Origin of the sequence: Microbispora rosea, assembly GCF_900156315.1 — a bacterium.
GTDB lineage: Bacteria > Actinomycetota > Actinomycetes > Streptosporangiales > Streptosporangiaceae > Microbispora > Microbispora rosea.
The window spans coordinates 119461-138685 of record NZ_FTNI01000003.1 but is presented as its reverse complement, the minus strand read 5'-3'; the positions used below and the strand labels follow the sequence as shown (position 1 = coordinate 138685).

General features: G+C 71.5%; 12 protein-coding genes. 9 read left to right on the top strand and 3 right to left on the bottom strand.

The window, feature by feature from the left end; translation table 11 throughout:
- The first annotated feature begins 155 nt into the window (after positions 1–155).
- From BXA11_RS05815 to BXA11_RS05795, 5 genes are all read left to right on the top strand, one after another.
- Positions 156–2705 carry a PA14 domain-containing protein gene (locus BXA11_RS05815; RefSeq protein ID WP_204053546.1) on the top strand — a complete coding sequence of 850 codons (2550 nt, stop codon included), beginning with the start codon at positions 156–158 and terminating at the stop codon, positions 2703–2705.
- A 149-nt stretch (positions 2706–2854) separates the two neighbouring features.
- Positions 2855–3925, top strand: a complete 1071-nt coding sequence (locus tag BXA11_RS05810) for an ABC transporter substrate-binding protein (protein ID WP_076433366.1) — start codon at positions 2855–2857, stop codon at positions 3923–3925.
- 116 nt (positions 3926–4041) lie between these two features.
- Positions 4042–5571, top strand: a complete 1530-nt coding sequence (locus tag BXA11_RS05805; protein WP_239104897.1) for a sugar ABC transporter ATP-binding protein — start codon at positions 4042–4044, stop codon at positions 5569–5571.
- Entirely contained in the window at positions 5564–6514 is a 951-nt protein-coding gene (locus BXA11_RS05800; protein WP_030505041.1) for an ABC transporter permease, read from the top strand. Before BXA11_RS05805 ends, BXA11_RS05800 begins: the two co-directional genes overlap by 8 nt.
- Positions 6511–7476, top strand: coding sequence for an ABC transporter permease (locus BXA11_RS05795; RefSeq protein ID WP_036404357.1), 966 nt, complete (start codon positions 6511–6513; stop codon positions 7474–7476). The genes BXA11_RS05800 and BXA11_RS05795 overlap by 4 nt, the downstream gene beginning before the upstream one ends.
- Positions 7477–7579: 103 nt before the next feature.
- Here the strand turns inward: BXA11_RS05795 and BXA11_RS05790 are convergent, their stop codons facing one another.
- Positions 7580–8032 (bottom strand): winged helix-turn-helix transcriptional regulator, encoded by a 453-nt coding sequence (locus tag BXA11_RS05790; RefSeq protein WP_030505039.1) that lies wholly within the window; start codon positions 8030–8032, stop codon positions 7580–7582.
- Between the two features lie 92 nt (positions 8033–8124).
- On the opposite strand from BXA11_RS05790, the gene BXA11_RS05785 reads away from it, so the two are divergent.
- A complete protein-coding gene (locus tag BXA11_RS05785) occupies positions 8125–8718 on the top strand; it encodes a dihydrofolate reductase family protein (RefSeq protein ID WP_076433362.1) in 594 nt (197 codons plus the stop codon).
- A 72-nt stretch (positions 8719–8790) separates the two neighbouring features.
- Entirely contained in the window at positions 8791–9174 is a 384-nt protein-coding gene (locus tag BXA11_RS05780) for a PPOX class F420-dependent oxidoreductase (RefSeq protein ID WP_076433360.1), read from the top strand.
- A 36-nt stretch (positions 9175–9210) separates the two neighbouring features.
- On the opposite strand, the gene BXA11_RS05775 is transcribed toward BXA11_RS05780, so the two are convergent.
- Both BXA11_RS05775 and BXA11_RS05770 read right to left on the bottom strand, forming a co-directional pair.
- Positions 9211–11457, bottom strand: coding sequence for a glycoside hydrolase family 3 C-terminal domain-containing protein (locus tag BXA11_RS05775; RefSeq protein WP_076433358.1), 2247 nt, complete (start codon positions 11455–11457; stop codon positions 9211–9213).
- A gap of 176 nt (positions 11458–11633) precedes the next feature.
- Positions 11634–13991 (bottom strand): beta-xylosidase/alpha-l-arabinosidase, encoded by a 2358-nt coding sequence (locus BXA11_RS05770; RefSeq protein WP_076433356.1) that lies wholly within the window; start codon positions 13989–13991, stop codon positions 11634–11636.
- A gap of 306 nt (positions 13992–14297) precedes the next feature.
- Between BXA11_RS05770 and BXA11_RS05765 the strand changes: the two genes are divergently transcribed.
- On the top strand, positions 14298–15341 hold the full coding sequence (locus BXA11_RS05765) for a LacI family DNA-binding transcriptional regulator (RefSeq protein ID WP_076433354.1): 1044 nt from the start codon (positions 14298–14300) through the stop codon (positions 15339–15341).
- Between the two features lie 447 nt (positions 15342–15788).
- Positions 15789–19073, top strand: a complete 3285-nt coding sequence (locus tag BXA11_RS05760) for an amidase family protein (protein WP_143734103.1) — start codon at positions 15789–15791, stop codon at positions 19071–19073.
- Positions 19074–19225 lie beyond the last annotated feature (152 nt).

Here is a 19225-nt window from a genome sequence, read left to right as displayed (position 1 = left end):
TGCGCTCCCAGCGTCCGCGGCGCCGATCTCGACCCTCCCCCCACGTCATGGCAGGTGGTCACCGGCGCGCCGTGCGGAGCGCACAGTGTCGCCGGCCGGACGCGGCCACGCCGTACGGCGCGTCCGCCCGCCCCTGCCCGCAGGAAAGGATCCCTGTGAGAAAGCCCATCCTCTTACTGCTGGCCGTCGTTCTCGGCGCCGTCTGGCAGGTCGCGGGGCAGGGGCCCGCGACCGCCGCAGGCGCCGAGCGCCACGGCCTGCGCGGCGACTACTACCTGTCCTCGGCGGCCGGCAAGTTCGACTTCGCCCAGCTCAAGGCCACCGTGATCGATCCGGATCTCGAGCTGCCCGACCTCAACCCGGTCTTCACCTCGCTGACCGGGCGGGAGGACGACGTCACCGTGCGGTGGACGGGCCGCATCCAGCCCGCGTACTCCGAGGCGTACACCTTCTCGATCACCGGAGACAACGGCTTCCGGCTCTGGGTGGACGACACCCTCGTCATCGACCACTGGGTGGACGACTGGGACAAGGAGCAGACCGGCGCCCCGATCACCCTGGAGGCGGGCCGGAAGTACGACGTCAAGGTCGAGTACTTCGAGCACTACGGCGGCGCGAACCTCCACCTGCGCTGGCAGAGCGCCAGCCAGCCCAAGCAGGCCGTGCCCGCGGAGGCGTTCTACCTGCCCGAGGGCTTCGACCCGCCGGGGCCTGACAGCGCCGCCCTCGACGCGGCGGGGGACACCGCCACCCTCGACTTCGGCGACACCGCGCTCGCGGCGCTGCCCGCCGGCGCCGCCGAGCACTTCGGCCTGACGGTCGCCGGCACGAAGTGGACGATCCAGTCGGCCACCCTCGACGGCACCAGCAAGATCAAGCTGAAGCTCGCCTTCCCGATCCCGCGCCTCGCCGCCGACATCCGGGCCTCCTACGACGGCAAGGGCGGCCTCACCGAGGCGGACGGCAGCGCGATCGAGGCGTTCACGTGGGTCCCGGTGACCAACGCGTCCACCTATGTGCTGAAGACCCGCTGGTCCGACAAGGTGGACGGGAACCACCCGCTGCCCGAATACCCCCGCCCGCAGCTCGTCCGCGACCGCTGGCAGAACCTCAACGGCACCTGGCAGTTCGCCGCCGCCGAGGAGGGTGAGGCGCCGCCCTTCGGCCGCGACCTCGCCGAGCGGATCGTCGTGCCCTACCCGGTGGAATCGAGCCTGTCCGGCATCGGCCGCCACGAGGACCGCATGTGGTATCGCCGCACCTTCGAGGTGCCGGCCCCCTGGAAGAAGGACCGCGTCCTGCTCCACCTCGACGCCGTGGACTACGAGTCGGTCGTCTACGTGAACGGCAAGCAGGTCGGCACGCACAAGGGCGGTTACGACAGATTCACCGTCGACGTGACCGACGCGCTGACCGGGAAGGGCCGGCAGGAGCTGGTCGTGGGCGTGAGCGACGCGACCGGCGCCGGCGGCCAGCCCAAGGGCAAGCAGACCCTGACTCCGGGCGGCATCTGGTACACCCCGGCCTCCGGCATCTGGCAGACGGTCTGGATGGAGCCCGTCGGCAGGACCCACATCGAGGCCGTGGACACGATCCCCGAGGTGCTCGGCCAGTCCCTGCGGGTGAAGGTCAGAGCGAGCGGCGACGCCACCGCCGTCGTCACCGCCCGCGCCGGCGAACGCGTCATCGGCAAGGTCAGCGGCCCCGCCGGCAAGGAACTGGCCGTGCCGATCCCGGACCCGCACCTCTGGACGCCCGACGACCCCTACCTGTACGACCTCACGGTCGAGCTCAAGGGCGGCGACAGGGTGGAGAGCTACTTCGGCATGCGCTCTATCTCGGTCGGCCGGGTGAACGGCACGACCCGGGTCCTGCTCAACGGCGCGCCGGTCTTCCAGTTCGGCCCGCTCGACCAGGGCTACTGGCCGGACGGCATCTACACCGCGCCCACCGACGAGGCCCTGCGCTACGACCTGGAGCAGACCAAGGCACTCGGCTTCAACATGGTGCGCAAGCACATGAAGGTCGAGTCCGACCGCTGGTACGCGTACGCCGACAAGCTGGGCCTGCTCGTCTGGCAGGACATGCCGTCGACGAACGGCTCGCCGAGCGCGGCCGACAAGCAGCAGTTCGAGAGCGAGCTGCGGGAGATGGTGGACCAGCACCGCAGCAGCCCGTCGATCGTGATGTGGGTGCCGTTCAACGAGAGCTGGGGCCAGTACGACGTCTCCAGGATCGCCGACTACGTGGAGAGCCTCGACCCCTCCCGGCTCGTGGACAACATGAGCGGCATCAACTGCTGCGGCTCCCAGGACGGCGGCAACGGCGACGTGATGGACTACCACATCTATCCCGGGCCCGGCAGCCCCGGCCAGCCGGGCTTCTTCCGGGCGTCGGTGCTCGGCGAGTACGGCGGGCTCGCCCTGCCGGTGGTCGGCCACACCTGGACCGGCGGCGGCTGGGGCTACGCGGTCGAGGCCGACTCCGAGGCGCTGACCAAGCGCTTCCTGGAGATGGACGACGCCCTGCGCAGGCTGCACGCCTGCAACGGCCTGAGCGCGGCCGTCTACACCCAGACGACCGACGTGGAGACCGAGATCAACGGCCTGATGACCTACGACAGAGCCGTGACCAAGCCGGACGTCAAGCGCGTCCACGACGCCAACACGGCGCTCACCGCGGAGATCCTCCCTTCCTGCGCCTGATTCCCTCCGGCCTGGGCCCGATGACCCCCGGCCCGGCCGCCACGGCGGCCCGGACGACACGTCCGGGCCGCCACCCCCACCCCCCACGGCGTGTCATCCTCCGGACCGCAGGACCCGCCGCGGGACCCCCGACCGCAAGAAGGACCATCATGAAGGCACATCCCCGCACGGCCCTCGTCGCCCTCGCCGTGCTGCTCGGCGCGGCCGGCTGCGCCAAGTCGGAGACCCAGGCCACCGCGGGCCCCGGCGAGGCGGCGTCCGCGCAGCAGCAGGTGGTGCAGACCCCGGCGGGCTCGGCCGGCCCGACCTGCACGCTCGACCAGTTCGGCGGCACGAAGTTCGACCTGAAGACCGCAACGGTCGGCTTCTCCCAGTCGGAGAAGGAGGCCAACCCGTTCCGCATCGCGGAGACCAAGTCCATCAAGGACGAGGCGGCCAAGCTCGGCATCGCCGCCCTCAAGGTCACCAACGCGCAGTCGCAGTTCTCCAAGCAGATCACCGACGTGCAGCAGCTCATCGCCCAGGGCGTGAAGCTGCTCGTCATCGCGCCGCTGAACTCCGACGGCTGGGAGCCGGTGCTCCAGCAGGCCGCCGCCAAGAAGATCCCGATCATCACGGTCGACCGCAAGATCAACGCCAAGCCGTGCAGCGACTACCTGACGTTCATCGGCTCCGACTTCTATGAGCAGGGCAAGCGGGCCGCCGACCAGATGATCAACGCGCTGAGCGGCAAGGGCAAGGTGGCGATCCTGCTCGGCGCCCCCGGCAACAACGTCACCACCGAGCGCACCAACGGCTTCAAGGACCGGATCAAGGAGAAGGCGTCCGACATCCAGATCTCCTTCGAGCAGACCGGTGAGTTCGCCCGGGAGAAGGGTCAGCAGGTCACCGAACAGCTCATCCAGTCCAACCCGGACATCAACGGCATCTACGCCGAGAACGACGAGATGGCGCTGGGCGCGGTGACCGCGCTGAAGGGTGCGGGCAAGGACCCGGGCGCCATAAAGATCGTCTCGGTCGACGGCACCCGCAGCGCCGTCCAGGCCATCGCCGACGGCTGGCTGCACGCGGTCGTCGAGTCCAACCCCAGGTTCGGGCCGCTCGCCTTCGAGACCGCGCGGAAGTTCCTCGACGGCGAGCCGATCCCGGACAAGGTCATCATCTCCGACCGCGAATACGACGGATCCAACGCCGAGGCGTCCCTCGGCGAGGCCTACTGACCTGCCACAGCCCGTAACGGACGCCGCGAAAGCCCGCGTGCGTCCCGGGCCTGCGCGCGCGGGCGCGCGCAGGCCCGTCCGAGGAAGGGAACTCATTGAGCCAGTCCGCTGCACCGGTGCTCGAGGCCAGGCGGATCAGCAAGCGCTTTCCCGGCGTGGTGGCCCTCGACGGCGTGTCCCTCGCCCTCCTCCCCGGCGAGGTGCACGCCCTCGTGGGAGAGAACGGCGCGGGCAAGTCCACGCTGATCAAGGTCTTCACCGGCGTCCACCGCCCGGACGGCGGTGATCTGATCTACAACGGTTCGCCGGTGGCCTTCGGGACGCCGCTCGACGCGCAGCGCGCCGGGATCTCGACCATCTACCAGGAGGTCAACCTCGTCCCGATGATGAGCGTGGCCCGCAACCTCATGCTGGGGCGCGAGCCGCGCGGACGCCTGGGCGTCATCGACACCGCCAGGATGTACGGCGAGGCGGAGCGGATCCTCGCCGGATACGGCGTCGTCACCGACGTACGCCGCCCGCTGCGCACCTTCGGAATGGGCGTCCAGCAGATGGTCGCCCTGGCCAGGGCCGTGGCGATCGACGCCCGCGTGGTCATCATGGACGAGCCCACCTCGTCCCTGGAGCCGCGCGAGGTCGAGACGCTGTTCTCGGTGATCAGGAGGCTGAGGGACGACGGCATCGCCGTCGTCTACGTCAGCCACCGGCTCGACGAGCTGTACGAGGTGTGCGACCGGGTGACGGTGCTGCGTGACGGCAGGGTCGCGCACACGGGCCCGCTCGCCGAGCTCGAACGGCTGAAGCTCATCGCCCTGATGCTCGGCCGCGACCTCGACGAGGTCAGGACCGGCGGCCTGACCCGGTTCTCCCGCGACCGCCGCCATGCCCGTGAACGGGACGGCGCCCAGCCCGCCGTACGGGCCGAGGGACTGACCCGGCGGCAGGTCCTGCGCGGGGTGGACGTCTCGGTGTGGCCGGGGGAGGTCGTCGGCCTCGGCGGGCTGCTGGGAGCGGGCCGCAGCGAGACGGCCAAGGGGATCGTCGGCGCGCTTCCGCTGGACGCGGGCCGGGTGGTCGTGGCCGGCCTGCCGCTGCGCACCGGCTCGACCACGGCGGCGATCAGGGCCGGGGTCGGCCTGCTGCCAGAGGACCGCAAGGCCGAAGGCATCATCCCGGCGCTGTCGGTCAGGGAGAACATCGCGCTCGCGGCCCTGCCGTCGCTGTCGCGGGCCGGCGTCGTCTCCGACGCCAAGATCGACAAGGTCGTCGAGGTGTTCATGCGCCGGCTCAGGATCAAGGCGGCCTCGCCGCACCAGCCGGTGCAGGAACTGTCCGGCGGCAACCAGCAGAAGGTCCTGCTCGCGCGGTGGCTCGCCATCCGGCCGAAGATCCTCCTGCTGGACGAGCCCACCCGCGGCATCGACGTCGGCGCGAAGGCCGAAGTGCAGGCCCTCGTGGACGAGCTGGCCGAAGAGGGCCTGGGCGTGTTACTGATCTCGTCTGACCTGGAGGAACTGGTGGAGGGCGCCGACCGGATCCTGGTGCTGCGCGAGGGCGCCGTCGTCGGCGAGCTGTCCGGCGACGACGTCACGGAGGACACGATCATGACGTCCATCGCCGAACGAGGAGCGGAGTCCGATGGCTGAAGCGGTCGCACCGCCCGGACGGCGGGTGCTCGCCTGGGCGCAGGAGTACGGCGTCTACGCGGCGGTCGGCGTCCTGCTGCTGTTCAACGTGCTGTTCACCCCCCACTTCCTCGACGTGGCGAACTTCCGCACGCAGCTCGTGCAGGTCGCCCCGATCGTGATCGTGTCGCTCGGCATGGCGCTGGTCATCGGCACCCAGGGCATCGATCTGTCGGTCGGCTCGGTAATGTCGCTGGCCGCCGCGCTCGTCGCGCTCTACCTGGGGTACGGCGCGTGGCCGGCGCTGCTGGTCGCCCTCGCCGGCGGCGCGGTGGCCGGGACGGCGGGCGGCGCGCTGGTCGCCTACGTGGGCGTGCAGCCGATCGTGGCCACGCTCGCGCTGCTGGTCGGCGTCCGGGGCCTGGCCAACGTGCTCGTGCCGCAGCTCGTCGAGTTCCGCAACCCCGACCTGATCGCGCTCGGCAGCAGCTCGCTGTCCGGCGTGCCGGTCATCGTGGTCATCGCGGCCGTGCTGACGCTGCTGACGGCGTTCCTGGTCCGCAGGACGACGTTCGGCAGGCAGGTGGTCGCGATCGGCGGCAACCGCGCGGCCAGCGAGCTGTCCGGGCTGCCCGTCCGCCGGGTGCTGCTGCTGGTCTACGTGATCTCCGGGGTGCTGGCCGCGCTGGCCGGGGTGCTCGCGACCGCGCGGCTGCAGGCGAGCGATCCGACCTCGCTCGGCCTGTTCATCGAGCTGTCGGCCATCACGGCGGTGGTGGTGGGCGGCACGCCGCTGAGCGGCGGACGGATCCGGGTGCTCAGCACGGTCATGGGCGCGCTGCTCATGCAGCTGCTGTCGGCCACCCTCATCAAGCACAACCTGCCGCAGTCGTGGACGCAGATCGTGCAGGCGGTCATCATTCTGGCCGCCGTTTACGCCACCAGGGAGCGAGGAACCCGATGACCGGATCGCCCGGACGCGAGCAGGTGAGCCGCGTCCTCCAGCAGCACGGCGCGCTGATGGTGCTGGCGGCGCTGGTCATCGTCGGCAGCGTCGCCTTCGACTCCTTCGCCACCGCGGGCAACGCCGCCAGTGTCCTCGTCTCCTCCTCCTTCACCGCGATCATCGCGATCGGCATGACCTTCGTGATCATCAGTGGCGGCATCGACCTGTCGGTGGGGTCGCTGTTCGTGTTCGGCGGGGTCCTCGCGGCGTACGGCTCGCAGTATGGGCTGTTCGTCGCACTGGCGCTGCCGCTCGCCGCGTGCGGACTGGTCGGGCTCCTCCAGGGGCTGCTCATCGCAAGGACGGGCATGGCGCCGTTCATCGTCACCCTGGCCGGGCTGCTGGGCGTGCGCGGGCTGATGCTGGCGATCTCCGATGAGGGTGCCACCACCTACCTGGTGAAGGACTCCGCGTTCGCGCGGCTCGGGCAGGGCGGTCTCTTCGGCCTTACCTGGCCGGTGTACATAACGGCGCTCCTGGCGGTGGTCGCCATGGTCCTGCTCCAGAGGACGGCCTTCGGCCAGAACGTCTACGCGGTCGGGGGCAACGAGCCGGGGGCCGCGCTGATGGGCGTGCCGGTGGCGCGGACGAAGGTCTACGTCTACCTGATGTCGGGCCTGCTCGCGGGCCTCGCCGGGGTGCTGAACGCGGCCCGGCTCTCCTCCGGCGTCACGATCCTCGGCATCGGCCTGGAACTCGACGTGATCGCCGCGGTGGTGATCGGCGGCACGCTGCTTACCGGGGGAGCGGGCGGCATCACCGGCACCATCGCCGGTGTGCTGCTGCTCGGGGTGATCCAGAGCCTGATCAACCAGGTGGGCAACCTGACGTCGGCCTTCCAGCAGGTGGTCAGCGGCCTGTTCCTCGCCCTGGTCGTGGTGGCCCAGCGGCTGCTCGGCAGGGCCCAACGGCTCGGCTGACCGGCCGCCGGGGGCAGGCCGGGTTCGCCGCTTGCTTCGCCGGTCACATCCGCGCCGGGCGCGAGCGGCCGGGTGACGACCTGCTCGGTGGGAACCGCCTCGGTCAGGCGGCCGCGCCCGGGCCCGGCAGCGGATCGACGTCACCGCCGTGCATCGGCTCGCCGCAGTGGGCGCAGCGCAGCTCGGCATGGCTGATCTCACCGCACGCGTGGTGGCGGTAGAGCACCGGCGGCCCGGCCTCGCCCGCGAGCCAGCGGTCCCCCCAGCCGGCCATGACCATGAGCAGGTCGACCAGCTCGGCGCCCTTGGCGGTCAGGTGGTACTCGTAGCGCGGCCGCCGGTCGTAGGGGCGGCGCTCGAGCACGCCCTGGTCGACGAGGTGGGCGAGCCGCTCGGTCAGCACCTTGCGCGAGATCCCGAGGTCGGCCTGGAGCTGGTCGAACCGAGTCATGCCTACCCACACATCACGCAGGATCAGCGGCGACCACGGCTCTCCGATCACGTCGAGGGTGCGCGCGATGGAACAGGCCATCTCCCCGAACTTCGTGCGTTGCATGAACCCAGTCTAGCAATTGGGGTTCCCTTAAGGAACTTTGGCTGTTACGGTCATGGAGTCTCTTCAAGGAACTCGAAAAGGGAGTCGGCGAGATGAGCAAGGTCTTCAGCGCCCACGCGGTGTCGGTCGACGGGTACATCACCGGACGCGACCCGGGCGCCGGACGCGGGCTGGGCGACGCGCCGATGCTGTTCGACTGGTACTTCGACGGCGACACGCCCAGCGGCGTGTTCGACGGGTTCAAGCTGAGCGGGCCCAGCGCCCGGATCTTCGACACCCTCGCCGGGCGCGTCGGTGCGGTCGTGGCAGGGCGCAACACCTACGAGGACTCCGACCGCTTCGGCGGCGGCAGCCCGCACCCGGCGGCCCGGCTGTTCGTCCTCAGCCGTCGGGCGGCGCCCGAGATCAGCGAGAGGCAGACCCTGGTCACCACCGGCATCGAGGACGCGATCGCGGCGGCACGCGAGGCGGCCGAGGGCAGGGACGTCGCGCTCATGGGCGGCGGCGTGCTGACGGCCGCGCTGGAAGCGGACCTGGTCGACGAGGTGATCCTCCACCAGGTGCCCGTTCTGCTGGGCTCCGGGCGCCGCTTCTTCCAGGAGCTCCCGAAGCACGTGCGTCTCTGTCTGGTGGAGGCCGTCCCGGCGCCCGGCGTGACCCACCTCCACTACGAAGTGGCCCGCTGACCCTCGTCATCACCGCTCGTCGCCGGCCACGTCGTGTGGCGCGCCGAAAACAACCCCCGAAGGAGTGCACCCATGCTCGACCCCGACGTGCGCCGCGTGCTCGACGGCGCTTCGATCGCGCATCTCGCCACCGTCCTCCCGGACGGCTCGCCCCACACCGCTCCCGTCTACGTCGGCACCCAGGGCGACCGGATCGTCTTGTTCACCGGCCCGGGCACGCGTAAGGCGCGCAACCTCCGCCGCGACCCCCGCATGGCGCTGTCCGTCGCGCCTGCGGACAACCCGTTCGAGCCCGTCGTCGTCCGGGGCAGGGCCGTCGAATGGCTCGAGGGCGACGCGGCGTGGGAGATCGTCGACCGGCTGGCCACGAAGTACACCGGTGCGCCCTACCCTCGGGGGCAGGAGCGCGTCGTGGTCGTGATCGAGCCCGAGCGGCAGACCGTCGGCATCGGCTGACCGGCCGCTTCCCGTTCCCCGCCGACGCCCGGTGGCTCAGGCCGCCGCGCCGTCCGACCCGCCCAGTGCCACCAGTTCCCGCAGGGTCGCGTGGGGGATGTCGATGCCGGCGAAGGTCAGGAACCGTCCCATCGGCATCGACGAGGCCATCCGCAGCCCGTTCTCGTCGTCCTCCTCGGGCCGCTTGCTCTTCCCGCCGGTGAGGACGCGCAGGAGAGCGGGCCCGGCGAGCGGATGGGAGAGCCACTCGCCGAGCGTGGAGTCGAGCGACACCACGGGGACGACGGAGTCGCCGCCGAGACCGATCGTCGTCTCGGCCACGACGGACGAGGCGTTCTCGCCGATCTGGATCGTGTAGTCGCCCGGCGCGACGACCCACCGGCCGAGCTGGACGTCGTAGTACGCGAACGCCCGCCGGTCGAGCCGGAGGGTGACCGTGCGCGACTCGCCGGGGGCGAGGGAGACCTTCGTGAAGGCCCGCAGCTCCCGCGCGGGCCGCCGTACGGGGCCGGCGGCGGTGGACACGTAGACCTGCACCACGTGCTTGCCCGCCCGATCGCCGGTGTTGGTCACCCTCACCGTGACGGCCGCCCTGTCGTCGCCCGTACGGGTGACGGTGAGGCCCTCGACCGCGAACGTCGTGTAGCTCAGGCCGTGGCCGAAGGGGTAGCGCACGGGCAGCTCGACCGTCTCGTAGTAGCGGTAGCCGACCATGACGCCCTCGCCGTAGCGCACGTGCCCGGCCTCGCCGGGGAAGTTGAGGTAGCTCGGGGTGTCCTTCAGCCGCATCGGGATGCTCTCGGCGAGGCGCCCTGAGGGGTTCACGACGCCGAAGAGAAGGTCGGCGACGGCGGAGCCGCCCGCCTGGCCGAGCAGCCAGCCCTCCAGCACGGCGTCCACGTCGTCGTGCCAGCCCTCCAGGGAGACGACGCCGCCGTTGGACAGGACGACCACCGTACGGCGGGCCGCGGCGGCGACGGCGCGGATCAGCTCGACCTGGACGGCGGGCAGGTCGATCGTGTCCCGGTCGAAGCCCTCCGACTCCTCCCGCTCGCCCAGGCCGGCGAAGACGACCGCGACGTCGGCGGACGCCGCGGCCTCGGCCGCCGCCTCGCGCAGCTCCCGCGCGTCGCCCGATCCGTCCAGAGAGAACCCCTGGGCGTAGGCGACGTCCGGGGCGAGGGCGCGGATCGCGTCGAGCGCCGCGTCGACCCGGGTGGCGTTGATGTGGGAACTGCCGCCGCCCTGGAACCGGGGCCTGGCGGCGAACTCGCCGATCACGGCGATGCGGGCCTCCGCCGAGAGGGGGAGCGTGCCGTCCTCGTTCTTGAGCAGCACGGCGCATTCTGCGGCGAGCTCGCGGGCGAGCGCGTGATGGGCGTCGGCGTCGAACGCGCCGGAGACGCCGCTGTGGCGCTCGGTGAGGGCGACGACGCGGCGCACGCTCGCGTTCACCACGGCCTCGTCGAGGTCGCCCGCGCGGACGGCGTCCACGATGCGCCGGTCGCTCGCGCCGCCGGTCCCGGGCATCTCGAGGTCCAGGCCCGCGGCCAGCGCGGCGACCCGGTCCTGGACCGCGCCCCAGTCGGAGACGACCACGCCGTTGAAGCCCCACTCGCGGCGCAGGACGTCGGTGAGCAGCCACCGGTTCTGCGAGGCGTGGACGCCGTTGACGCGATTGTAGGAGCACATCACCGTGGCGGGCCGCGCCTGGGTGACCACCCGCTCGAACGCGGGGAAGTAGATCTCACGCAGCGTGCGCTCGTCCACGTCGGCGCTGACCCGCATGCGGTCGGTCTCCTGGTTGTTGGCCGCGAAGTGCTTGACCGACGCGCCGGGTCCCTCGGCCTGCAGCGCGGCGACGTGCGCCGCCGCCAGCACGCCCGAGAGCAGGGGATCTTCCGAGTAGTACTCGAAGTTGCGCCCGCACAGCGGCGAGCGCTTGATGTTCACGCCGGGGCCGAGCACGACCGCCACGCCGAGGGCCCGGCCCTCCCGGCCGACCGCGGCGCCGATCCGGGCGGCCACTTCGGGGTCCCAGCTCGACCCGACCGCGGCCGCGGGCGGGAAGCAGGTGGCGGGAATGCTCTCGTTCAGGCCGAGGTGGTCGGAGCCGCCGGCCTCGCGGCGTACGCCGTGCGGCCCGTCGCACAGCGTGATGGACGGAATCCCGGCCTCATCGAGCGGTTTGGTCGTCCAGAAATCCCGGCCCGACAGCAGCGAGGCCTTCTGCTCCAGGGTGAGCGCGTTCAGCGTGAGCGCGTCGAGGTCGGTCCGGGCCATCGGTGCGGCTCCTTTCACGGGGAGAGTTCACAGAGGTTCCTGCCCCGGAAGGGAGCAGCGGCGGACAGGAGCGGCGGCGGTGCGCCGATCCTTCCCCCGGCAGGTGGACGCGGGGGCCGCCGAGCGCGACGGCGTCGCGGCGGGCGGCCCGGCCGCCCGCCGCACGCGTGTCACGCTCAGGAGGCCGGTTCCGGCACCTGCGCGTGGGTGGTGAGCCGCCGGGCCCGGCCGAGTACGACGGTGTCACCGGTCAGCAGGATCTCGGACCGCAGCGGGCGATCGGCGGCGGACGGGCCGGCGGTGAGCGCGATGACGCCCGGTTCGACGATCCTGCGCAGGCCGGGATCGGTGTAGGAGAAGGCGTCGGTGGGGATCTCGAAGACCACGTCGCGGGTCTGTCCCGGCGCGAGCGGCACCCGGGCGAAGCCGACGAGCTGCGCGACGGGCCGGGCCACCTGGGCCAGCGGGTCGGAGGCGTACAGCTGCACGACCTCCTCCGCCGTCCTGGAGCCGGTGTTGGTGACGCTCACCCGCGCCTCGACCGTGCCGTCCGTGGGGCACCGCTCCGTCGAGGTCGTCAGCGCGTCGTAGGTGACGGTCGTGTACGACAGCCCGTGGCCGAAGGGGAAGGCCGGGGTCGGGTCGGACACGGAGATCCCGTCGGTGCGCAGTCCCAGAGGCGGCTGCAGATACGTGGAGGGGTTGACGAAGGGGGAGCCGGGAATCTGGACGGGCAGGCGGCCCGAGGGCTCGACCCGGCCGCTGAGCACCCCCGCGATCGCCGTTCCTCCCTCCACGCCCGGCAGGAACGCCTGGAGCGCGGCGGCGGCACGGCCGGCGTAGGCGCCGATCGCGTACGGCCGGCCGGACACCACGACCAGCACGGTCGGCGTGCCGGTGGCCAGGACCGCCTCGACCAGCTCCGGCTGGACCCCGGGCAGGGCGAGGTGGGCGGCGTCGCAGCCCTCGCCGGAGGTGCCGTTGCCGAACAGCCCGGCCCGGTCGCCGACGAACAGCAGGGCGAGGTCGGACCGCCCGGCCAGGGCGGCGGCCTCGGCGATGCCCGAGGTGTCGTCGCCCGACACGTCGGTGCCCCGGGCGAACTGCAGGCCGGAGTCGGGGAACTCGGTCCGCAGGAGGTCCAGGACGGGCGAGATGGGCAGGCCCATGCCGTGGTCGGGGAAGCGGTCGAGGACGTGGTTGGGGAAGGCGTAGCAGCCGAGCAGGGTCTGCGGGTCGTCGGCGCACGGGCCGATGACGGCGATGCGGGCGGTCGTGCCGGAGGCCAGCGGCAGCACGCCGGTGGGGTTGCTCAGCAGCACGACGGAGCGTTCGGCCACCGCGCGGGCCAGGTCGCGGTTGCGGGGGCTGTCCAGGTCGGCCTCGCCGGCGTCCTCGGGCACGAGGGGGCCGTCGTCGAGCAGGCCGAGCTCGATCTTCTGCCGCAGCACCCGGCGCGCGGCCTCGTCGACCAGCGCCTCCTCCACGTGGCCGGCCCGCACCTGCTCGACCAGGCGGGTGCCGTAGCCGACCGTGTCGGGCAGCTCGACGTCGATGCCCGCGCGCAGCGCGACCACGCCGGCGTGCGCCTCGTCGGCGGCGACGTTGTGGTTCATGGCCAGGAACGGCACCGCCCAGTAGTCGGCCACGACCGTGCCGTCGAATCCCCACTGGTCGCGCAGCACCCCGCGCAGCAGGGCGGCGTTGGCGCCGACGGGTACGCCGTCGATGTCGGTGTAGGAGTTCATGATCGAGCGGGCGCCGCCCTCGCGGATGGCGGTCTCGAACGGCGGGAGGATGACGTCGGCCATCTCGCGGGGGCCGATGCTGACCGGGGCGTGGTTGCGGCCCGCCCGGGAGGCGGCGTATCCGGCGAAGTGCTTGAGCGTCGCGACGATCCCGGCGTTCTCCAGGCCGCGCACGTAGGCCGCGCCGATCTGCCCCACCAGGTAGGGGTCCTCGCCGAGCGTCTCCTCGACCCGGCCCCAGCGGTAGTCGCGGACCACGTCGAGAACCGGAGACAGGCCCTGGTGGACGCCGACGGCGCGCAGGTCGTCGCCGATGGCCCGCGCCATCCGCTCCACCAGTCCGGGGTCGAAGGTCGCGGCCCAGGCCAGCGGGGTGGGGTAGGCGGTCGCGCCGTAGGTGGCGAACCCGGTCAGGCACTCCTCGTGCGCGATGGCGGGGATGCCGAACCGGTTTGCTGCGACCACCTGCTCCTGCAGCTTGCGCAGCCCCGCCGCCCCCTCCGCGGGGCTCACCGGCGCGGTGCCGTACACGCGGGTCAGATGACCGACCCCGTCACGCATCCGGTCGGCGAGATCCGCGCCGTCCTTCATGAACAGGTCCTGCAACGGCGCGACGTTGCCGCCCGCCGCCTCCGAGCCGGCGGGCGAGATGTCGGCCCATACCGATCCGAGCTGGGCGACCTTCTCCTCCAGCGTCATCTCGGCCAGCAGCGCCTCCACACGCTCGTCGAGAGGCCGGTCGCCGTCCCGCCAGGGCGCGAGCCCCGGCGCGTCTACGAATGTCATGACATCCCTTGCTTGTCGATCCATCGCGTGGGGCTCGGCCCCGGAAGACGCCGTACGGGGTTCAGGTGGCGATCGGCCCGGCCGTCCCCGCGCGGCGGCGGCGGCAGGCGGCGGTACGCGAGCAACCGCATCGAGCGCCCCCTGCTCATCCGGACTGTCGTCTGAACTGCGGTCCGAAAGTTTCCGAATCAGGACCGATAGTTTATGGGGACTCTAGGCCGGTGCGCTGGAGGCCGTCAAGGATCGAGCGGTGAGACATCCGAAACATTCGGCTTGGTGTCCGAAAGTTCGGGCTAAACTGCGGCCATGACGACGACCAGGGAGCCGACACCGCCGGAACGAACCCCCTCCCGGCCGCTGACCATCGCCCAGATCGCCGAGCTGGCGGGGGTGTCGCCCGCGACCGTCTCCAAAGTCGTCAACGGCAGGTCCGAGGTCGCCCCCGAGACCCGCGCCCTGGTCGAGGACCTGATCCGCGAGCACGGCTACCGCCGGCAGAAGAAGCGCCCCACCGCGGCTCCGCTCATCGAGCTGGTCTTCCACGAGCTGGAGGGCGGGTACGCGATGGAGGTCATCAAGGGCGTCGAGCAGGTGGCGCGCGAGCACGGCCTCGCGGTGGTCGTCTCCGAGCTGCCCGACCACCACCCGCCGGCCAGGGGCTGGATCGAGGGGGTGATCGGCCGCCGTCCCCACGGCGTGATCGTGGTCTTCTCCGGCCTCACCCGGGCCCAGCACGAGCAGTTCAGGACCCGGGACATCCCCGTGGTGCTGGTCGATCCCACCGGCGACCCCGGGCACGAGCTGCCCTCGGTGGGCGCGGGCAACTGGAGCGGCGGCCTGTCGGCCGCGCGCCACCTGCTGGAACTGGGACATCGGCGCATCGCGCTCATCACCGGTCCCGCCCACGCCCTGTCCAGCCGCGCGCGGCTCGACGGGTTCCGCGCCGCCATGGACGCCGCGGGCGTGCCGACGGATCCGGAGCTCGTCCGGCAGGGCGACTTCAGCGCGGAGGACGGCCTTGCCCACGCCCGCTCCCTGCTCGCGTTGCCCCGGCCGCCGACCGCCGTGTTCGCCTTCAACGACGCACAGGCCATGGGCGTGTACCAGGCGGCCCACGAGATGGGGCTGCGCATCCCCGACGAGCTGAGCGTGGTCGGCTTCGACGACCTGCCGATGGCGCAGTGGCTCATCCCCGCGCTGACGACGGTCCGCCAGCCGCTGACCGAAATGGCCGCCGCCGCGACGACCATGGTGGTCGCCCTCGCCCGGGGGGAAACCCCGCGGCAGAACCGCCTCGAACTCACCACAGGCCTCGTCGTGCGCGGCAGCACCGCCGCCCTCGCCGCCTGAATTTTCGGATCTCGGGAAGAAATTTCGGAGCCCCGGCCGATCCGGTGACGCTCTCCGCACCGGAGTCGCGGGAAGCGTACGGCGGATCGGAATGCGGATAATCGGGTCCGGCCGTGGCGAGACCGGTGCAATCGGACGGAGTGGCCGCCGGTTGACCTGCACCTCCTCGCTGGAGGCATACTCCGCCGCGCAGAAATATTCGATATTTATCCGAAAATTTCGGTGCCACCCCACGCCACCATGGCTGAGTGCGCATCGAGAAGCGCCTGCTCTCGTTGCCCGGCCGGCCCACGATCAGGGCCTTGCGCCGCACTGCGTCACCCTATTGGTGCCGCGGCGAAATTTGTCGGGATGATCCCTGTTTCAGGGCGGGAACGTTTCGGACATCCAGCCGTAACTGATCATTTATAGCGTCTCGCGCATCACCGGGTTCCCAAGGAGCACCTCGTGCGCAAGGCTCGTCCCGTCCTCTGTTCTCTCCTCACCCTTTCCCTCGTCATCCCGCTCACGGCGGCGCCGGCGTCCGCCAAAGCGCCGCCTGAAGAGCCCGTGAAGGGCCACCGGCCACCCGTACTCGATCTGGAGACGCTCACCGGCGCGCAGGCCGAGGCCATGATGGAGCAGGGTCGGCTCACCTCTGTCGAGCTCACCCAGATGTACATCGACCGGATCGACGCGCTGAACAAGCGCGGACCGGGCCTGAACGCCGTCACGCAACTCAACGCGGACGCCCTCAAGGAGGCCGCCGAGGCCGACAGGCAACGGGCGAAGGGGTATGTCCTCGGGCCCGCGCACGGACTGCCGATCCTGCTGAAGGACCTCATCGACGTCAAGGGCATGTACACCTCGGCCGGCAACTACTCGCTGCGTAACTCGTTCCCGGCGACCGACGCGGGCATCACCAAGAAGCTGCGCGAGCACGGGGTGGTCGTCCTCGGCAAGGTCGGCCTGTCGGAGTTCGCCAACAGCTTCGGCAACCAGCCGTCCGGGTTCGCGAACCTCACCGGGCAGGTCATCAACGGCATCGACGCCGACCAGAACCCCAGCGGCTCCTCCTCCGGCACGGGCGCGGCGATGGCCGCCGCGATGTCCACGCTGGGCATCGGCACCGAGACCTCCGGCTCGATCATCAGCCCGTCGAGCACGCAGAGCCTCGTCGGGCTGCGGCCGACCGTCGGGCTCGTCCCCGGGTACGGCATCGCGCCGATCAGCGCCTCGCAGGACACCGCGGGGCCGATGGCCCGCAGCGTGTCGGACGCCGCGATGACCCTCCAGTCGATCGCCGGGCCCGACCCGGACAGCGACGCCGAATACCGCGCCGTCTTCGGCGACGACTACCTGAAGACCGGTGTCATCCCCACCCCGCCCGCCCAGGTGCCGGACTACATGAAGGCCCTGGACCTCGGCTTCGTCAAGGGCAAGAAGATCGGCTACAACGGCACGCTCACCGAGGGCAGCCCGCTCAAGATCGCGTACGACGCGCTGGTCGCCGCCGGCGCGATCATGGTGCCGCGGCCGACCGTGTCGATCCCGGCGATCCCCAACCTGCCCAGCGGGTACGAGCAGCACAAGACCATCGACGAGTACTACAAGCGCCTCGGCTCGCAGGCGCCGATCAAGTCGCTGGCCGAAGAGGTGGCCGACAACCAGGCCAACGCCCACCAGGCCCTGAAGTACGGCAACAGCAGCCACCTCAGCGCGCTGAACGCCGACGTCACCCCCGGCGGGGCCAACGAGACCGCCTACCGGGAGAACCTGCCCGTACGCAAGGCGGCCTGGCACAAGGCCATCGACGACATGATGACCTACCCCGGCTCCGACCCCTCCCAGCCCGCCGACCCCGTGATCGCGATCCTCGGCAGCGTGCCGAACGGGCCGCAGGCCGGGTTCCCGTCGATGACGATCCCGATGGGGTACAACGCCACCACCCGCCGTGCGGTCAACGTGCAGATCCACGGCAACGCGTACGACGAGTACAACCTGATCGGCGTCGGCTACGTCATCGAGCAGGCCACGAAGCTGCGCCAGACGGCCGGCAACGTGAACCCCAGCATGTACCGGTGCGCGCCCACCGTCCCGGCGGAGCCGTACGCCTCGCGCGGGCACTGCAACCCCGCCTACGACACGATCATGAAGATGCTCGGCGCCGCGCCGGCGCCGCTGCCGTTCTCGCTGGAGACCGAGTCGGCGCAGAGCCTGTCCGCGCGGCTCGCCGCGGGCACGCTCACCTCGGAGGCCCTGGTCAAGGCGTACCTCTACCGGATCGCGCTCACCAACGCCGAGGGCCCGGCCATCCAGGCGGTACGTTCCATCAACACCGATGCGATCAAGGAGGCCCGCAGGGCCGACAAGGAGCGGGAGAAGGCGGCCAAGGACAAGAAAGGCAAGCGTGACCCGCTCGGGCCGCTGGCAGGCCTTCCCGTGCTGGTCAACGACGGGTTCGACGTGGACTCGCTGCCGACGACGGGCGGCTCGATCGCCCTGCAGGACCTGCGGCCGGCGAAGGACTCCACGGTGGTCGCCAAGCTCAAGGCCGCCGGGGCGATCATCCTCGGCAAGACGAACATCACCGAGTTGAACGGTGTGTTCGACGCGAACCTGCCGGAGGGGTACTCCTCCCTCGCCGGTCAGGTGCTGCTTCCGTCGGACACCGACAAGACTCCGGCCGGGTCGTCCGCGGGATCGGCGGCGGCGACGGCCTCCGGGCTGGCGGCATTCACCGTCGGCATGGAGACCTCGCCCGACTCCGCCCAGCTCGTGGCCCCCGCCGACGCGGCCGGCGTCGTCGGGCTGAAGCCGACCGTCGGGCTGGTCAGCCGCACCGGCACGCTGCCGGTCGCCAAGTCGCAGGACGCCCCCGGGCCGATCACCCGTACCGTGTACGACGCGGCGGCGGCGCTGACGGCGATGGCCGGGGCCGATCCGGCCGACCCGGCGACGAAGGACGCGCCCGTGAAGGACTACACGGCGGGCCTGTCGAAGACCGCCCTGCAGGGCGAGCGGATCGCCGTCATATCGAGCACGTCCGGGCCGTACCCGGCGGTGGTGAGCGCCCTGCAGTCGCTCGGGGCCACGACGACCACGGTGACCGTCGGCACCCCGAGCCCCGACCCGGCGAGCATCGTGAGCCGGGAGTTCAAGCGCGACCTGAACGCCTACCTGTCCGGCGCCGGGCGCGGGCCCGGGGCGAGGTCCCTGCAGGACGTCATCGACTACAACGACGCCAACCCGGTCGAGGGGCTGAAGTACCAGCAGGGTCAGCTGCTCGACGCGCAGGCCGTGGACCTGTCAGACCCGGCCACCGGCGCGGCGTACACCTCCGATCTGCAGGCGGGGCAGGCGTCCGCCCGCGCGCTGATCGACGGCATCCTCGCCAACGGGACCCCCGGCGACCCGTCGGACGACTTCGACGCGGTGCTGGTGCCGTCCGGCAACGCGCTCGTCGGTCACGCCGACCGCGCGGGCTACCCGGTGCTGACCCTGCCCGCGGGGTACGGCGCCACCAACAGCTCGGCCGGCCGCAACCCGATCGGCGTCGCGCTCGTCGGCACGGCCTTCAGCGAGGCGACCCTGCTCGCCGACGGCTACGCCCTGGAGCAGGCGACCGCCGTCCGGCTCGCGCCCAGCGACACCAACCCGAGCATGTGGCGGTGCGTGCCCGGCAGCACGTTCTTCACGGGAGAGCTGTGCAACCCGGGTGACCGCCTCCTGCAGCCCGGCCCGCGCCGCTGACCGCTCCGATTCGAAGGTCCTTGAGGTCTGTCCCGAAGGCCCGCGCCGCCCGGCGCGGGCCTTCGGCCTTCCCGTGATCGCCTGGAGGGCACCGGTCGCCGGACCTTGACCGCGATCAGGGTAAAGTACCCCAAATGTTGCATATGTCCAGA

Coding starts and splice junctions, on each gene's coding strand:
- BXA11_RS05795 (WP_036404357.1), top strand. CDS start 6,511: ATGACCGGATCGCCCGGACGCGAGCAGGTGAGCCGCGTCCTCCAGCAG.
- BXA11_RS05780 (WP_076433360.1), top strand. CDS start 8,791: ATGCTCGACCCCGACGTGCGCCGCGTGCTCGACGGCGCTTCGATCGCG.
- BXA11_RS05790 (WP_030505039.1), bottom strand. CDS start 8,032: ATGCAACGCACGAAGTTCGGGGAGATGGCCTGTTCCATCGCGCGCACC.
- BXA11_RS05810 (WP_076433366.1), top strand. CDS start 2,855: ATGAAGGCACATCCCCGCACGGCCCTCGTCGCCCTCGCCGTGCTGCTC.
- BXA11_RS05770 (WP_076433356.1), bottom strand. CDS start 13,991: ATGACATTCGTAGACGCGCCGGGGCTCGCGCCCTGGCGGGACGGCGAC.
- BXA11_RS05765 (WP_076433354.1), top strand. CDS start 14,298: ATGACGACGACCAGGGAGCCGACACCGCCGGAACGAACCCCCTCCCGG.
- BXA11_RS05785 (WP_076433362.1), top strand. CDS start 8,125: ATGAGCAAGGTCTTCAGCGCCCACGCGGTGTCGGTCGACGGGTACATC.
- BXA11_RS05775 (WP_076433358.1), bottom strand. CDS start 11,457: ATGGCCCGGACCGACCTCGACGCGCTCACGCTGAACGCGCTCACCCTG.
- BXA11_RS05800 (WP_030505041.1), top strand. CDS start 5,564: ATGGCTGAAGCGGTCGCACCGCCCGGACGGCGGGTGCTCGCCTGGGCG.